Raw genomic sequence first — 16,484 nt, forward strand, 5'->3', positions numbered from 1 at the left:
TTCTAATGAAAAATTCTGTTTTTAGCCAAAAAATCTATTCTTTTTTACTTGCTGCTTATCGATGGTACTTACAGACTCCTGAACGTTCTTTACATGAAGCTTACGATGCAGCATTAAAGATTAAGGAAATAGAAGATAAGCATTTTAGTGGTAATAAAATAGACATTGACTCAGCCACGTACAGTAACAGCGTGATGGATTATTTTGAGTCAGACCTCAACAAGCTCTTAAAAATTGCTAAGATGCGGCTGACAGAGTTTAGAGCAAGCCGTTGGTTTCTAAATGAAGAGAATCAAAAAGCTGCTCAGAAAGCAGGTATAGAACATCCCAGTCCTTCTTTGGTTTTGGAAAAGCTAAACTTTATTGATCAAGTTATATCCAAATACATAACAAGTTCCGATCAAATAACTTCTAACGCTTTAGCAGTCAAACCTCCAAATCTACCAATTAACTCTGCCATATCTGACGACAAATTGCTGCTCGTCAATCCTCCAACCTTACCACCCAAAATACCAACTCAAGACTCGGAGAAAAAACAAAAACCTAAGGGTAAAGTAGATACAACAGGCGTTCTACCCCGTTCTATTTTAAGTACTATCACTCGTCTGCAAGTTGAATTAGACCCTAATTCTGAAAAAGAAGTAATTCAGAATTTTCGTCAAACTCAAAGAAGAACAATAATATCTATCAGGTTTATTTTACTATTAATTATCGTACCACTTTTGACGCATCAGATAGCAAAAGCTTTTGTCGTTGGGCCATCTGTTGAGCATTTTAGAAGTAGCGATCAGATGCAGATATTTATTAACTCAGAAATGGAAGAGGAAGCTCTTGAAGAATTAGAAAGATTTGAAGAAAAACTCAAGTTTGAAAATCTCATTAGAAATGCTCCTCCACTTTCGTCTGAACAGATGGAAGCTGAAATGACAAGCAAGGCTGTAGAGCTTGCTGAAGAATTTCGTCACGAAAGCTCTAATGCGATCAAAAATGTTTTTGCAGATATGTTCTCAGTTGGTGCTTTTATCTGGCTTTTGCTTGTTAGCAAGTCTTCTATTGCTGTAGTCAAAGATTTCTTTGATAATATTGTTTATGGACTTAGTGATAGTGCTAAGGCATTTATCATCATTTTGTTTACTGATATATTTGTAGGTTTCCACTCTCCTCATGGCTGGGAAGTACTCTTAGAAGGTGTATCACGTCATTGGGGATTACCCGCAAATCGAGATTTTATTTTCCTATTTATTGCTACATTCCCAGTGATTTTAGATACCATTTTCAAATATTGGATATTCCGATATTTGAACCGGATATCGCCTTCGGCAGTTGCGACTTACCGTAATATGAATGAATAAGGAATTGGGAATTGGGAATTGGGAACTAAATTATTTAGTTTTTGAATTTGAGCGAAATGGAATAATCTCAAAAATTTTGAATTTGGATGAAAAAGAGACTTGCTGAGTTAGGAAAGTTTAGCAAATTTATCGCTATTGGCTTACCTGTGGTTTTGTCGATTTTTCTAGTGCGGATGCAATCTTTGGCGCATCAAGAACTCAGTCTGCCAGAATGTCGGTTGAAAAAGTGGGATATACCAGTTTCCTCGACTGCTGAAAACCAAAAAGCACCATTAATTGAGAGATTACCAGTTACTTGTTGTCAAGGTGATACATCTTGCTTGGATGAACTTCTCTATGGAGAAATACCAGACAAAAAGGCGCTATTGAGTGCGATCGCTCGGAGTCTCCAATACCTGCAAACGGCTAATGCTGCGACTGCTTATCAAAACTATCAGGTAACTGGGATTACACGCGATCGCGTCTTCAAAAGCTTGAAAAGATTCCGCGAACTCGTTTTGACAACCAATTCTGCAACAGAATTACATCAAGCCATCGAACGAGAATTTGTTCTTTACCAGTCAGTCGGTAAAGATAACCAAGGTTCTGTTTTATTCACCGCCTATTATGAACCGATTTACGCAGCCAGTCGCGTCCCCACACCAGAATATCGCTATCCTGTTTATCGATTACCTCCTGATTTAAACTCCTGGCCTAAACCTCATCCGACACGAGAAGATTTAGAAGGAGCAGATGGTTTACAAGGTGCAAAAGGGAAATTACGAGGATTAGAGTTGTTTTGGTTTCGCGATCGCCTCGAACCATATCTAGCTCAAATTCAAGGTTCGGCGCGACTTAAGCTTGCCGATGGAACTCAGACAGCGATCGGCTATGCTGGGAATAACGCTTATAACTACAAAAGCATTGGGCGAGAATTAGCGAATGATGGCAAATTACCGCTCCAAGGGATGACTATGCCAATTATTCTCGACTATTTTCAAAAGCATCCCCAAGAATTAAATATTTATATTCCGCGCGATCGCAGTTTTGTTTTTTTTCAAGAAAATCACGGTGAACCAGCTCAAGGTTCGATCAACGTACCCCTAACAGCAGAACGTTCCATCGCTACAGATAAATCTCTCATGCCTCCTGGTGCTTTAGCGTTGATTCGCGCTTCTATTCCTTTCGCTAATCCTACCGGAAAACTGGAGGAGCGTATTGTTAGCCGCTATGTTCTTGACCAAGATACTGGCGGCGCAATTAAAGGTGCAGGTAGGGTAGATTATTTTTTAGGTACCGGTAAATTAGCAGGCGATCGCGCTGGTGTCACAGTTAGCAATGGACAATTATTTTATCTACTACTCAAGTCTAAAAATTAAACTCACTTGCATTTTAATACTAAGAATCCCGACTTCTCTAAAAAAAGCCGGGATTCTTAGCCTTTCGGCATTAATGAAACACTTGGAGTAATTACGAATTACGAATTACGCTTCTATATCCATATCAGCATCATCATCGTCATGATCATAAGGGATATCATCAAGGTCGATCATTTCGGAAATTTCTTCTACTTCAGTTAGATACTCAGATTCTTGATGTTCACGCTCAATTAGACGACCAGTTGACTTTAGCCATTCCAAAAGAATAAATTCATTACTTGTACGAATTACAGGCGCTCGTTGGTTACGAGGTTCTTCACGCAAAGGACTGATAGGCATAAAAAAGACTCACTTTGAATTATGGATCGCTGTACAAAAACAAAAAAATTGTACAGTTTGAGGTTAAAAGGCTCGTTATGCAAGACTTTATGAACAAATAAAATATGAACTATTGAGTTTTTTATTCTCTTGTCCGTCTACTTACTTACCATTAAAATGTCTTTGCGTCAGCCTTAATCATAAATCTTAAAGCGGACACACTCTCACAAAGTATTTGGTACCTTGGCGAGAGTTTCATACATATCCGAGGGTAATGCAGACAATCTGTTCGCTACAGCGACTGCATCAGCTAAATTGCTAAATTGACACCGGACAATCTCTTGTCCATTTCCTGAAGGAAATCGCTTTCTAGCTTTGTTAGATACAGCACAAATAATCGCTAAAGCTTTGGCGAACCCATCTTTTGTCAAGATTGTTTCTTGAGCGAACCCTTCAACAGGGATAAGACAAACCTCAAACCGATAGCCAGGTCTGGGAGAAACGGCTATATCGATATAAGGTTTATCTTCTTTTCTGATTCTGCGTAAATATTTGGCTGTGGAATTAGTATCGTGCAAATCAGTCCCAAGGGCGTAAGTAAAGAAACAATCTTCTGTGAGAGACTCAGGACGGGTAATTATATCCGTTGGCATAAGTTTAAGTACTATCCGTATGTTGTCTGCGTTTGTGACACACTAAACTTGTCCGTTCTTTTTAGCATATTTTTTGAAAGTGAGAGGTATTAGTTTCACGCCAGGTATTGCAATACAGTTCTACTCACTAAAAATTTCAATTTTTGCAATCCTTAAAGACTCTCATCTTTAAAGGATAAATTTGCAATATAAACTGACAAAAAACACCTCCAGAAGCAAAGTTTGTAGAGATTTAGATTCGGAGAGGTGTCTACATAGTCAGTTACATGACCGAAAATATTTCTCAACTATTTTATCATAACATAGTTGACGATTGAACTTTTTTCAAATGTGTCTGACCCATAGATGCAAGGTCAACAACAGCATTAAGTTGTATTTAATTCCGATTTTTAGATAATTAAAGACACAGAAAGTCGGTCGACGAAATTAAAGCTAACTGGCTAAGGCTGTCCTTTGTCATTGGTAATCAGTAAGGGTTTTAAACATATTTATGTTTTGTAACATACTTATTTTTTTAACGCCAACTTACTAAGATGAATAGTTAGTGCGATCGCATCAACTTATAAAGTAAGCTGGGCACAGCTTTTGGTCTGCTCAAATTTTTATTTTTAGCTTCTCCTCAGTGCCCAACCCCAGATGCTACTATGCAAAAACGTCAAAGGTGAACAAGCCTAAGTAGTTGTGAGATTCATCCATTGGCGATCGCAAGACTACCTTGTTCACCTTTTTTGGTGGTTATAAACTCCTCAAATTAGGAGGCAACACTCAAATTAACTCGCACAATAACATCGTTAAAATCTTTGTCACCTCCACCAGCTAAATCCTCAAAGCCAAAGGTATTATTCCCTAACAGACGAATATGATCTACCTTGTCACTATTAGCACCCAAGAATGGGAAGTAAACCGCTGGATTATTATTAGGATTGTTATCTAAAACAGCATCTGGTCTCCCATTAATGATAATGAATGGTGCAAAGATAGAACCAGGCTCAAAAGTGCCTGTATAACTTGCCGTACCTTGGTTGTTCACCGTCAGGTCAATTCCTGCAACGCGTTGACGCAGTGCGGCTTCAGTATAACCAGCTTGGCCAACAAGAATATCTCCCTTACCATCGCCGTTGGTATCAATACCACCATTTTCATCAGCTACTTTATAAAATCCGATGAAATTATTGAATTCAGCTTCTCGGTTGACAACAAAATTAGCTGTTACCCGTTGTTCAACATCTCTTAAGTCAATCAATTCTCCTTGTGGTTTACCTTGTAGATTTGTACCCAAAGATAACGCCTCACTTGTAGGCTGAATTCTTACGACTAGATTCTGGAAATCATTAGTGCTATTACCAGAACCATCTTTCCAAGCCAAGGAGAACGCATTGTTGTCTAAACTCGTAATTTTTTGATTTGAAGGGTCAGAAAACAGTACGTCATTGATTGGTGTAATATTAGTCAGCACATTCTCAGTTGTACTATTTTTGACCAAGTAAAATCTCAAATTAGTATCAGATGGTAACTCTAATGAACCATTGAGAAGATTGTTGCTAAAACCATTGGGTGGATTAGCAATAGCTGAAAGAATCACTTGTCCTCGTTCTAAAGCTTTGCGGGCATAACCTGCTTCGCCTGGGGCAATACCGTCAATTTCGCCTGTAGCATCATCAACAGTATATACACCAAATTCATTCACTAACTCAGAATTGCTGCCTGCGATCGCAACTTTGAGTGTTACCGTATCATTCTCACCTTTGATATTAAAGACATCATTACCGCTATTTGTCAGTTCTAGAGGTTGTGGTTCAGGTTCAGGTTGTGGTTTTGGAGTCCCAAAGACGACATAGCTTTGCCCAGCACCAGGTGCGCCCACAAGCAAGTCATCAGCACCATCATTGTTGATATCGCCAGCAGCACTAACTGAAGTAGCAGAAGTATCAGTAGCATTAATACCGTTGATGGCAAAGCCCTGGCTAGAGTCAAGGTTGGAAAGGTCAAGACTTTCACTAAAGCCGTTACTACTGCCAAACACTACGTAGCTCTGCCCAGCACCAGATAAAGCAAAAGGCGCGCCGATAATCAGGTCAGCAATATCATCATCGTTGACATCTCCAGCCGCGCTAACAGAGAAACCTGAGACATCACTGCCATTAATGCCGTTGATGACAAAGCCGTTGCTGCCGAGGTCTGAGAGGTTATTAATGGCATCAAAACCATTCGTAGTACCAAACACCACATAGCTTTGTCCAGCACCAGAAGCGGCATTGTATGCACCAATGATTAAATCATCGATGTCATCATTATTAACATCTCCAGCATTGCTGACTGAGGCACCAAAAAAGTCATTGGCATTGCCGTTAATGACAAAACCATTGCTGCCATTGAGAGTTGAGAGGTCAAAGTTAGCACTAAAGGCAGTAGTGCTGCCAAATACTACATAGCTCTTTCCAGTACCAGGTGCGCCAATAATTAGGTCGCCGATGCCATCACGGTTAACGTCTCCAGCACTGCTAACTGAGTTGCCTGATGAGTCGGTGCTGTTGCCATTGATGGTAAAGCCATTGCTGCCGTTGAGGTCTGAGAGGTTGAGGCTAGCATTAAATGCGCTACTACTACCAAATACTACGTAGCTTTGTCCTCTGCCCGAAGCGGCACTGGGTGCGCCAATAATTAGGTCGCTGATGTTATCGCCGTTGATGTCTCCGGCATTACTAACTGATGTGCCTGATGAGTCTGGGATGCCATCTGAGTTCCGCCCATTAATGCCGTTAATGACAAAGCCGTTGCTGCCATCCAATGATGAGAGGTCGAGGTTGGCATTGAAGCTGTTACGACTACCAAATACTACATAGCTCTGCCCTGCACCCAAAGCTGCACCTGATGCACCAATAATTAGGTCGCCGATGCCGTCATTGTTGATATCCCCAGCATTACTAACTGATGTGCCTGATGAGTCACTACTACTGCCGTTGATGGTAAAGCCGTTGCTGCCATCCAGGGATGAGAGGTCAAGGCTGGTATTAAAGCCGTTTGTGCTACCAAATACTACGTAGCTTTTTCCAACACCAGGTGCGCCAATAATTAGGTCGTCGATGTTGTCGCCGTTGATGTCTCCAGCATTACTTACTGATGTGCCTGATGAGTCACCACTACTGCCGTTGATGCTAAAGCCATTACTACCATCTAGGGACGATAGGTTGAATATAACTTGTGGTTGTGGTCGTGGTTCAGGTTCAGGTTCAGGTTCAGGTTGTGGTTTTGGAGTCCCAAAGACAACATAGCTTTGCCCAGCACCAGGTGCGCCCACAAGCAAGTCGTCAGCACCATCATTGTTGATATCGCCAGCAGCACTAACTGAAGTAGCAGAAGAATCAGTAGTATTAATACCGTTGATGGCAAAGCCCTGGCTAGAGTCAAGGTTGGAAAGGTCAAGACTTTCACTAAAGCCGTTACTACTGCCAAACACTACGTAGCTCTGCCCAGCACCAGATAAAGCAAAAGGCGCGCCGATAATCAGGTCAGCAATATCATCATCGTTGACATCTCCAGCCGCGCTAACAGAGAAACCTGAGACATCACTGCCATTAATGCCGTTGATGACAAAGCCGTTGCTGCCGAGGTCTGAGAGGTTATTAATGGCATCAAAACCATTCGTAGTACCAAACACCACATAGCTTTGTCCAGCACCAGAAGCGGCATTGTATGCACCAATGATTAAATCATCGATGTCATCATTATTAACATCTCCAGCATTGCTGACTGAGGCACCAAAAAAGTCATTGGCATTGCCGTTAATGACAAAACCATTGCTGCCATTGAGAGTTGAGAGGTCAAAGTTAGCACTAAAGGCAGTAGTGCTGCCAAATACTACATAGCTCTTTCCAGTACCAGGTGCGCCAATAATTAGGTCGCCGATGCCATCACGGTTAACGTCTCCAGCACTGCTAACTGAGTTGCCTGATGAGTCGGTGCTGTTGCCATTGATGGTAAAGCCATTGCTGCCGTTGAGGTCTGAGAGGTTGAGGCTAGCATTAAATGCGCTACTACTACCAAATACTACGTAGCTTTGTCCTCTGCCCGAAGCGGCACTGGGTGCGCCAATAATTAGGTCGCTGATGTTATCGCCGTTGATGTCTCCGGCATTACTAACTGATGTGCCTGATGAGTCTGGGATGCCATCTGAGTTCCGCCCATTAATGCCGTTAATGACAAAGCCGTTGCTGCCATCCAATGATGAGAGGTCGAGGTTGGCATTGAAGCTGTTACGACTACCAAATACTACATAGCTCTGCCCTGCACCCAAAGCTGCACCTGATGCACCAATAATTAGGTCGCCGATGCCGTCATTGTTGATATCCCCAGCATTACTAACTGATGTGCCTGATGAGTCACTACTACTGCCGTTGATGGTAAAGCCGTTGCTGCCATCCAGGGATGAGAGGTCAAGGCTGGTATTAAAGCCGTTTGTGCTACCAAATACTACGTAGCTTTTTCCAACACCAGGTGCGCCAATAATTAGGTCGTCGATGTTGTCGCCGTTGATGTCTCCAGCATTACTTACTGAGTTACCTGATGAGTCACCACTACTGCCGTTGAGGGTAAAGCCATTGCTACCATCTAGTGACGATAGGTTGAATAATGTATCAGCCATGATTTTTTCGTATGTTTATTATTAGCAATTGAGTAGATGTAAAATTTCTAAACAAATAACATTAGTATTAGTTAAAATTTAGGTTAAGCCAATTAATTTAAAATATTTTGTATTTTAATTGACATGAGTGCATAAAAAATAATTTTTCTTTGATTATTCAAACAGGTTCCTATTTTTTATATAAATCATTGTTTTAGAGGTAATTCAATAAAAAAATGCCCCTAAAACAATGTTTTTATTAAATGAAACAATGATTGCTAAAAGTGCCAACAGAATTAACTGTTGAATTTTCCGGCAGGCTGCTAGTAGTTCATTACTGCAACTTTTGCTAGTACTTAGTAAGGACTTTGGTGCTTAAGGCAAAGACTAAAGTCCTTACTAGAAACCTGTTTACCGATTAAACTTGGTGTGGTTAAGTACTAGACAGATTTATCATCTTAAGGGGTGCAAGGAGAAGCACCAGTAGTAGTGTTTACGCAAGTATTCACAACAGTTCTAGCCACTGTTTTGATGTTGTTGGGAAGAGGAGCATATCCTCGATTTATAGCTATCTGATCTGGAGTTGGGTTGGAGGAATTGGTAGCGGGAGGAACTGGTTGTGTTGAATTTGCTAAAGCCCAGTTAATGAAGGTTCTAATATGAGTTGCTATCAAATTGCCTGTGGTACTGTTTTGGTATACGTCATAAAACAGCGCATAAGTTGCTGTGGAAATGGGATAGGCAGTTGCAGCGTTTGGATCGGCTAAGTTATCAATTCTAATCAGCCTGTTAGCGGGAGCAGTACCGTATTTCACAATGGTTCCAACACTCAAAGCGCCTTGAATTCCAGCTGTTGTAGGACCAACGTATACATTTGCTCTGTTCTGTAAAAGTGCAGCAGGTAGACTTCTAGCTAAACGCGTAGCACTATCCACATAACCAATAGCACCATTATTGGCTGTGATGGCAGTGGCTACACCTCCACCTCCTGAAGCAGATAGGAAGGTGGTTGGCCAAACTACTGTATTGGCTGGTGGTGCTGGAGGTACAGTACCTGAAGTACTTATACTACCCACTCCTTTATCCCATATATTAGCTGCTTGAATTGTTGAAGTTGCAGCAGTTTTACATACAGTATTGAGATGAGTGCTTAAAACAAAGGTACTACCACTATTATCACTACGACGTACAACTTTGATGGGTAAGTTGACTGCAATGACTGCGCCACCGTTATCTGTTCTAATTCTGGAATCATTCCAATTTGTGATAGTACCCTTTAAAATACCACAGTAAGTATTTCGGGAAAGCTTCAGTCCGGCCGCTGGTATGCTAAGACCAGTACGGTTGTAAGATAGGGTGATTCCAACACCTACTACAGGCACTTGAATAGCTTTTCCGCTATTGGGTCTTCCACTACCGGTGGTGACTGTTTGTTCTATTTGTGTTCCTGCTAAAGGGTCGTCAGTAGCTGCAAACGAGACTGGGGCTAAAATTGTAGGGCCAGGTGATGCTGGTGGTACGGTTTGATTAAAAAAAGCTGTTATGCCTGCGCCACTACCAACCGAAGCATATCTGAATGTGTCGTTATTAACGACTGGGCCATAAGTTCCAACTGGACAACTGTTGGTGATTGCAGCTAAATCAGCATTGAGAGATGAAGGATTTCCAACACCGAAAACGTTAAACCATGAGCCTTTTGAACCAAAAGGACATGGATTTGTCTGTCCTGTACCTACAAACAAAGTATTTACAGTGCTTGCACCTAGACCATTTATGGAGGTTACTCCAGATGGAGGAGGAGTGGTGGAAGTCTGAGCTAAAGATTTTTCACTAAGAGATTGACTTGCTACTAAACCAATTGTGATGGCAAGTACAGAAACTGAACTTGTTAAATTATTCAAGCGATCGCGATAGAAAACCATGTCAAGCTCCTTCAAGTTAATTTTTGGGTGTTAAACCCTAACAAATCCAAATCAAGTGTCAAACTGGCAATTATCAATAACCTTCTTTAAGGACAAAAACTGACACTATAAAAATTATTGATAAATCAAAAGTTTGCACAAAGCGTTTAAGAATGTAGAGAGAATTAAAAGCAAATCCATAAGGATATTGAGTGCATTTAACTATAGTCAATACACCCAATTAGGTAATTTTTGCTAGTCAAAAACTCTACATTCCTAAGTAAGTTTGTATAAATAAACATTCATAGCTTTAGTGTAATTAATTGGTTACTAGATACTATGAATCATGCCTTAATTCACATTTTTGCTCTCTTGTAACCTGTTAAAAAGCTACGTTTATTTTTACCGACTTACTTGTTTCAGATGGCAACTTTATCTGAAATTATGGAAATCACTTTCTTTAATTCATTCATATCCCCAGCAGTTTGCAGAAGCTACTGCCAAGGTACAAAGTAAGGAAAGTCATGATTTCACTAATTCTTTGAGAATGCTATGGCTAATAGCTGTTGAAATTTGCCAATGGAATTAACACTATAGTGTTAAGGTAAAGTTCAAGTCATGATTACATTATGGAATGATTAAAAAAACTTAAATGTATTTTTTTAATTTATTCAGTGTTAAAAAAGCAAGTTTTTTTGAGATTTTTTATTACTCTGTCCAGAGTAAAATCTAAAATTTTTTCTTAAGGTTATAAATTTGCTTGTTAAACTCTTTTAGAGTGTTTAATAGAGTATATATTTTACAAATTAACCATAATATGTATCAACGAAAATGCGTTCTTTCAGCAATTTATTAGTTGTGTCGGTATAGCCTAACGCAGGCATCGGAAAATCTAGATATCATACATAATCAAAAACTTATAAGTAGGTCGCCATAAAAATTTTTCGTTGGGAGAAGGCAGGACGAAAGAGGGTTATTGTTCAGTAATTCTTCTCTTCCTCTCCTTCTCTTCTCCCCCTGCCCCACCAAAAAATTCCTGAACCGAACGGTATTGAGACTAATCCAATTGCTAGATTATTTCAGGCAAGCAATGGAAATTTATATGGGCTGACCTTCATCGCTGGCACAAGTAGCCTTGGCACATTGTTTCGCTTGACATGACCAGGTTTTTAAGCCTGTAGCGGAGCTTAACCGTGTAGGTATCGCTTTAAAACAGCCCTGAGCGCTGGCTTTCTGTTGTGCCTCATATCTAATTAAATAAATAAGTATTAATCTTTTGTTAACTTAACTTAATACACGTTTGTGTATAGTATAGGACTTTGCTAGCTATAACTTTATAATTTGAGGATAAATAAATCTTAGATCATGTAAAATTGTAATGCTTGTAAAATTTGAAACAACCAACACTCATAGTACACCATAGGAAAATTAGCAAATGTCTAGACAAAGTTCTCACAAGAGAAACTTTTTCAAAGCTTTAACTGGTAGCGCTGTCAAAGGATCTCATAAGTTAAGACTGGGACTGGAATCCAGTTTATTCATTCTGATTGAATCGATACCTTTTTTGATTGCTTGTGCTGTACTTGTAAGCGTTATCAGCCTAAAAAGTCCTATCCTGCTTTTTTGTTTACTAGTTGGTAGTTTAATTGCAGTTATTACCCAGCAAATTGGGCAGCAGTTTCATTTACCCAGGCGATCGCTAATATTATTGCAAATTCTAGCAGCAGCCGTCATCCTAAGTTTTTATTGGTTAGACTGTTTTGCAACCCCTGCACAAGCACAGTTTTTTGGGGAAGCTGAAAAGTTTTTCAAAAAAACCTTAAGTGATGGTTCAACAACTAATAGTGGTGGTAGCAACACAGCTGTAAGTTTGATATTTAATGTGTTGCGGGCGATTTACTTACTCTATATTGCAATCTCCTTGGTTGGTGTGATCAACGCAGTGCGTAAAGATGAAGATTGGCAAAGCATTGCCAGAACTCCCCTATTAGTCGTTGTTGCTGTTACTATTGCTGATGTACTCACACGCTTTGTAATTGGCGATAGCAGTAAATAATTCAGATATTTCAAATGTCTCAAGAGCGGGAACAAGAATTTCGTCCAGTTAATCAGGTTCTGGGAAGTCAACCTTCTCTAGGGCCCATCCCTGCCGATCAAATTCTTCCTTGGACGGTAATTGCATTAGCCTCCTACTTTATTATCAATGGAATTTTTGGGGGTCTTTTCCAAGAAGAGTTTCAAAAATGGTTGTGGACAGTACTAATGACTGGTTGGGGAATAGGAACCTGGTGGATTTTAACTGGTGGTAGGAGTTGGAGTTTTTTAAGTAAATTTATTGGCGTTCCCGCTTGGACAAGAGGCTTTGCTCGTTATCAAAGCTTACTGGAAGTTAACCATGAAGCAAAAAATCGGAAAACAAAGCGTCGGCATAGCCGGAAACGAAAGTAGATTAACACCATTTGAAGATGCCTTACACTTGGCAACAATGCTACGTGTCGCCTTGAATGGACGCGATATTGGTGCGTACCTTTTGACAAAAGGCACTCAAAAAGATCGGTTTTGCTTTGTTTTTGGTTTTGACTGTAAGGGAATTCATACTACCTTAAGACCCGAACAAATCGATACACTTTTTAATAACATTGAAGCTGGATTAAAAGATATCCCTAGCGGTGAAAGAATGACGCTGCATTTGGGATCTTTTAGTTCCGACAAAGAACGCCAAAAAGAATTAGCAACACTAATCAAAAATGCGCCATCACGAGATATCAAATACTTGTTGATGGCAGAAAGAGCTAGAATTAAAGAACTGACTGTTTCTGGTGTTCGCAAGCCAAAATTTTTGCGGATTTATGTCACTTACACCATTGAATCTAACTCACAACATGCAGATGATTGGATAGAGAAGCTTTTAGTCAAAGCTGAATCATGGTGGTTGAAATTCAAAGGTGAACTCTCAGAAGTAGAAAATCAGCGCATCGAAACCTTAATCACAAATGCTTACAAGCAGGGTTTTCTGCGTTGGGAACAAATTTTATCTAACCAAATGGGATTGGATGTCAAACCTTTGACAGCTGATGAACTCTGGAAAGAGGTCTGGAAAAGGTTTAATGATACAGAGGCAATAGAGATTCCTCAGTTGATGACTTTAGATGAACAAGGACTGCATGAGCAAGTTAATTCAGATTTAGCTAGTACTAAATTGCTGATAGACAATATACACGGCACAACTTTGCTGATGGAGTCTAGCGTACCTTGTGCCGATCGCCGTTGGGTTAACGTTAATAATCGTTATATTGGCGCACTGTCATTTCTCGAAAAACCCGGAGGTTGGCCAAATAAATCTTCCCAACTACGCTATTTATGGGAACTGTTGGCTAGAGAAAGAGTAGTAGATACAGAGATTTTTTGTGAGTTGACTGCCGCAAATCCAGCAATGGTAAAAACGACTCTGCAACGAGTGCTGAAGCAGTCAAACATGACGACAATCATGGCTCAAGAAAAAAGTAAAACTATTGATGTCAACGCTCAATTGAAATTGAAGAAATCGGTGGCGGCGCAAGAACAATTATTTGAAGGTGCAGTCCCGATTTATACGAGTATCGCTATTTTGGTACATCGTCCCACTGTCGAAAAATTAGATGAGGCAACAAGATATATTGAAAACTGTTTTCAACGTCCAGCAAGGGTAATTAGGGAAACTGAATATGCCTGGAAAATTTGGCTGCAAACTCTACCGATAGTTTGGGAAGGTTTATTAGCAACACCCTTTAACCGTCGTCAGCTATATTTAACCAGTGAAGTTCCCGGATTAATGCCTTTAGTTTTAACTAAACGGGGTGATAAAGAAGGCTTTGAATTGATTGCCGAAGAAGGCGGAACACCCGTACATTTAGATTTGTTTAATCAACACAAAAATTTAGCTTTATTTGCGACAACTCGTGCTGGTAAATCGGTATTGGTATCAGGGATTTTAACTCAGGCTTTGGCGCATGGCATTCCTGTAGTGGCGTTAGATTTCCCTAAACCTGATGGCACATCAACTTTCACAGACTATACAGAGTTTATGGAGGGGAATGGAGCCTATTTTGATATCTCCAAACAATCAAATAACTTATTTGAGCAGCCAGATTTGCGATCGCTAGAACCAGAACAACAGCGCGATCGCTTTAACGATTATACCGCCTTCCTAGAATCAGCTTTAATGACAATGGTTTTAGGATCGTCTACTGAAAGTCAAATTTTATCGCAAACAGTGCGATCGCTGCTCAATCTAGCTTTAGAAGCCTTCTTTACAGATGAGGGCATCCAAGAGCGATATCGACAGGCGATGATGGGAGGATTCGGCACTCTGGCTTGGCAGAAAACTCCTACCTTGAAAGATTTTCTTTATTTCTGCTCGCCAGAATACTTGCAGCTAGATTCTTTAAGTGGCAGAGTAGAAGACGCTCTGAGTCAAATTCAACTACGCTTGCGGTTTTGGCTCTCTAGCCGAGTGGGACAAGCTATTTCTGCACCATCTAGCTTTCCTACTGATGCACAACTGTTAGTTTTTGCTCTGAGAAACTTATCAGATAGTGAAGATGCAGCCGTACTATCTTTGAGTGCCTATTCAGCAGCATTACGACGGGCGTTAAGTAGTCCAGCTTCTATATTCTTTATTGACGAAGCACCAATTTTATTTGAATTCGAGCAAATCTCTGACTTAGTTGGCAGAATTTGTGCCAACGGTGCTAAAGCCGGTATCAGAGTCATCTTATCGGGACAAGATCCTGATACCATTGCCAAATCTAAAGCTGCATCTAAAATTTTGCAAAACTTGACAACACGATTGATTGGAAGGATTCAACCAGTTGCAGTGGATAGTTTTGCAGATATCTTAAAATATCCCCGCAACATTATTTCTCGTAATGCTTCAGAAAGCTTTTTTCCCCGCAAAGAAGGTGTCTATAGCCAATGGCTATTAGATGATAACGGTATTTATACATTCTGTCGTTATTATCCAGGTTATGAACAATTGGCAGCAGTTGCTAATAACCCCTCTGAACAAACTGCCCGGAGTAAAATGATGCAACTCCACAACAATAAATATGAAGCAATTTCTGCCTTTGCACGTCAGTTAGTCGCTACTTTACGTAGTAGTTAATTGTCGAGTTGATCATGGACATCTCGTTCGCCCGTAAGCAAAGGCGGACAAGATATTCACCCCAAAGATGTAGTTCCACATTTAACTTAGTTAGGGCGCTCATATTGTCCAACCCACAAGAATTTAATTTTGTTTTGTAACTTGATTTCTTGTAAATCTCTAAATCTTACTTACAGCAAACTTAATTGCATCTACCTTTTTCAGGTACAGAAATATGAAAAAAACTACCATTTTTACTTTGACATTACTATCTTTGGCAATCCTACCAGCAATGGCACAAATTCAGACGGGCACATTAGGCCAGGTTTGGACTGATTTTCAATCATATTCCATAGATTTGCAAAACTACCTTCAATATAATCTGAGCGACAACTTAAAGCCTGTAGAAGTACAGAGTCAAAATGCTCTGAGTAATGCCAGAGGAGAATTGAATATACCTAACCCTGTTCTAGCTGGGCAAAGAGTTCGTGATAATTTGATTCTCTACTCTTCTAACTCCGACTCAAGAGCAGGCCGCTTTGAGAATAATTCAGCAGTGCGGGGAAATTTAATTAGTAATGAACTCAATCGGGTAATTACCCGTGGAGTAGCGGTAGGAATTCTGGGTGAAAAGGGACAAATTCGGGCAAAATCAAAGTTAGAAAATACTGAGCAGAATCTGCAAAATCTTGCGAGCAAAACTGACGAATTAGAACGCAATAGTGATAATCTTCTTAGTACAATCGTGAATCAAGTCAGTAAAGCAACTAATCCTGCTGATCAAGCTATTTCTACTTTAGCACAATTGCTAGGTAATAGCCAATTACAAACTTTGAAAATTCAACAAGAACAAGTAAAAATCGTAGCTGAAACATTTGCTCAGACATTACAAACTAATCAGTTTTTGCAATACTCTAACTTAAATTTAGCAAACATTTCCCAACAGTCAGAAGAGGCGAATCGCGCTCGGAGAGTAGAAACATCTACAGAAGCAGCGCGACTTTTACGAGCAACTTCTCAACTAGATTTGTTTGGTAGAAAAGTTAATAAGTAGAATTTTAAAATAAAAAAATCTCATTCATAGAATTTTTTTAAATTCTAACTTCTAAAAAACGAACAGTAAATCTAAAAAACAGTTTAGGAGGGTGGGTTAGGTTAT

General features: G+C 40.0%; 10 protein-coding genes. 6 read left to right on the plus strand and 4 right to left on the minus strand.

Going from position 1 to position 16,484, the window contains the following annotated elements:
• Positions 1-5 precede the first annotated feature (5 nt).
• On the plus strand, positions 6-1,352 hold the full coding sequence (locus tag V7K69_RS15470) for a proton extrusion protein PcxA (protein ID WP_442936146.1): 1,347 nt from the start codon (positions 6-8) through the stop codon (positions 1,350-1,352).
• Positions 1,353-1,438: 86 nt separating this feature from the next.
• Positions 1,439-2,710 carry a murein transglycosylase A gene (mltA, locus tag V7K69_RS15475; RefSeq protein ID WP_335035797.1) on the plus strand — a complete coding sequence of 424 codons (1,272 nt, stop codon included), beginning with the start codon at positions 1,439-1,441 and terminating at the stop codon, positions 2,708-2,710.
• 105 nt (positions 2,711-2,815) lie between these two features.
• Here the strand turns inward: mltA and V7K69_RS15480 are convergent, their stop codons facing one another.
• The 4 genes from V7K69_RS15480 to V7K69_RS15495 all read right to left on the minus strand — a co-directional run bounded on the left by V7K69_RS15480 (position 2,816) and on the right by V7K69_RS15495 (position 10,224).
• Complete coding sequence (locus V7K69_RS15480) at positions 2,816-3,049, minus strand: DUF3134 domain-containing protein (protein WP_335035799.1); 234 nt, start codon at positions 3,047-3,049, stop codon at positions 2,816-2,818.
• A 203-nt stretch (positions 3,050-3,252) separates the two neighbouring features.
• Complete coding sequence (locus V7K69_RS15485) at positions 3,253-3,681, minus strand: hypothetical protein (RefSeq protein ID WP_335035801.1); 429 nt, start codon at positions 3,679-3,681, stop codon at positions 3,253-3,255.
• A 751-nt stretch (positions 3,682-4,432) separates the two neighbouring features.
• Positions 4,433-8,323 carry a DUF4114 domain-containing protein gene (locus tag V7K69_RS15490; protein ID WP_335035803.1) on the minus strand — a complete coding sequence of 1,297 codons (3,891 nt, stop codon included), beginning with the start codon at positions 8,321-8,323 and terminating at the stop codon, positions 4,433-4,435.
• Between the two features lie 437 nt (positions 8,324-8,760).
• Entirely contained in the window at positions 8,761-10,224 is a 1,464-nt protein-coding gene (locus V7K69_RS15495; protein ID WP_335035805.1) for a substrate-binding domain-containing protein, read from the minus strand.
• A gap of 1,414 nt (positions 10,225-11,638) precedes the next feature.
• On the opposite strand from V7K69_RS15495, the gene V7K69_RS15500 reads away from it, so the two are divergent.
• The 4 genes from V7K69_RS15500 to V7K69_RS15515 all read left to right on the plus strand — a co-directional run bounded on the left by V7K69_RS15500 (position 11,639) and on the right by V7K69_RS15515 (position 16,379).
• Positions 11,639-12,259 carry a hypothetical protein gene (locus V7K69_RS15500; protein ID WP_335035807.1) on the plus strand — a complete coding sequence of 207 codons (621 nt, stop codon included), beginning with the start codon at positions 11,639-11,641 and terminating at the stop codon, positions 12,257-12,259.
• Between the two features lie 14 nt (positions 12,260-12,273).
• A complete protein-coding gene (locus tag V7K69_RS15505; RefSeq protein WP_114082875.1) occupies positions 12,274-12,651 on the plus strand; it encodes a hypothetical protein in 378 nt (125 codons plus the stop codon).
• Entirely contained in the window at positions 12,599-15,346 is a 2,748-nt protein-coding gene (locus tag V7K69_RS15510) for a hypothetical protein (protein WP_335035810.1), read from the plus strand. The genes V7K69_RS15505 and V7K69_RS15510 overlap by 53 nt, the downstream gene beginning before the upstream one ends.
• 214 nt (positions 15,347-15,560) lie before the next feature.
• Positions 15,561-16,379: a hypothetical protein gene (locus V7K69_RS15515; RefSeq protein WP_335035812.1), complete on the plus strand. Its 819-nt coding sequence runs from the start codon at positions 15,561-15,563 to the stop codon at positions 16,377-16,379.
• The last annotated feature ends 105 nt before the right edge of the window (positions 16,380-16,484 follow it).

It is taken from the genome of Nostoc sp. (assembly GCF_036917775.1).
GTDB lineage: Bacteria > Cyanobacteriota > Cyanobacteriia > Cyanobacteriales > Nostocaceae > Nostoc.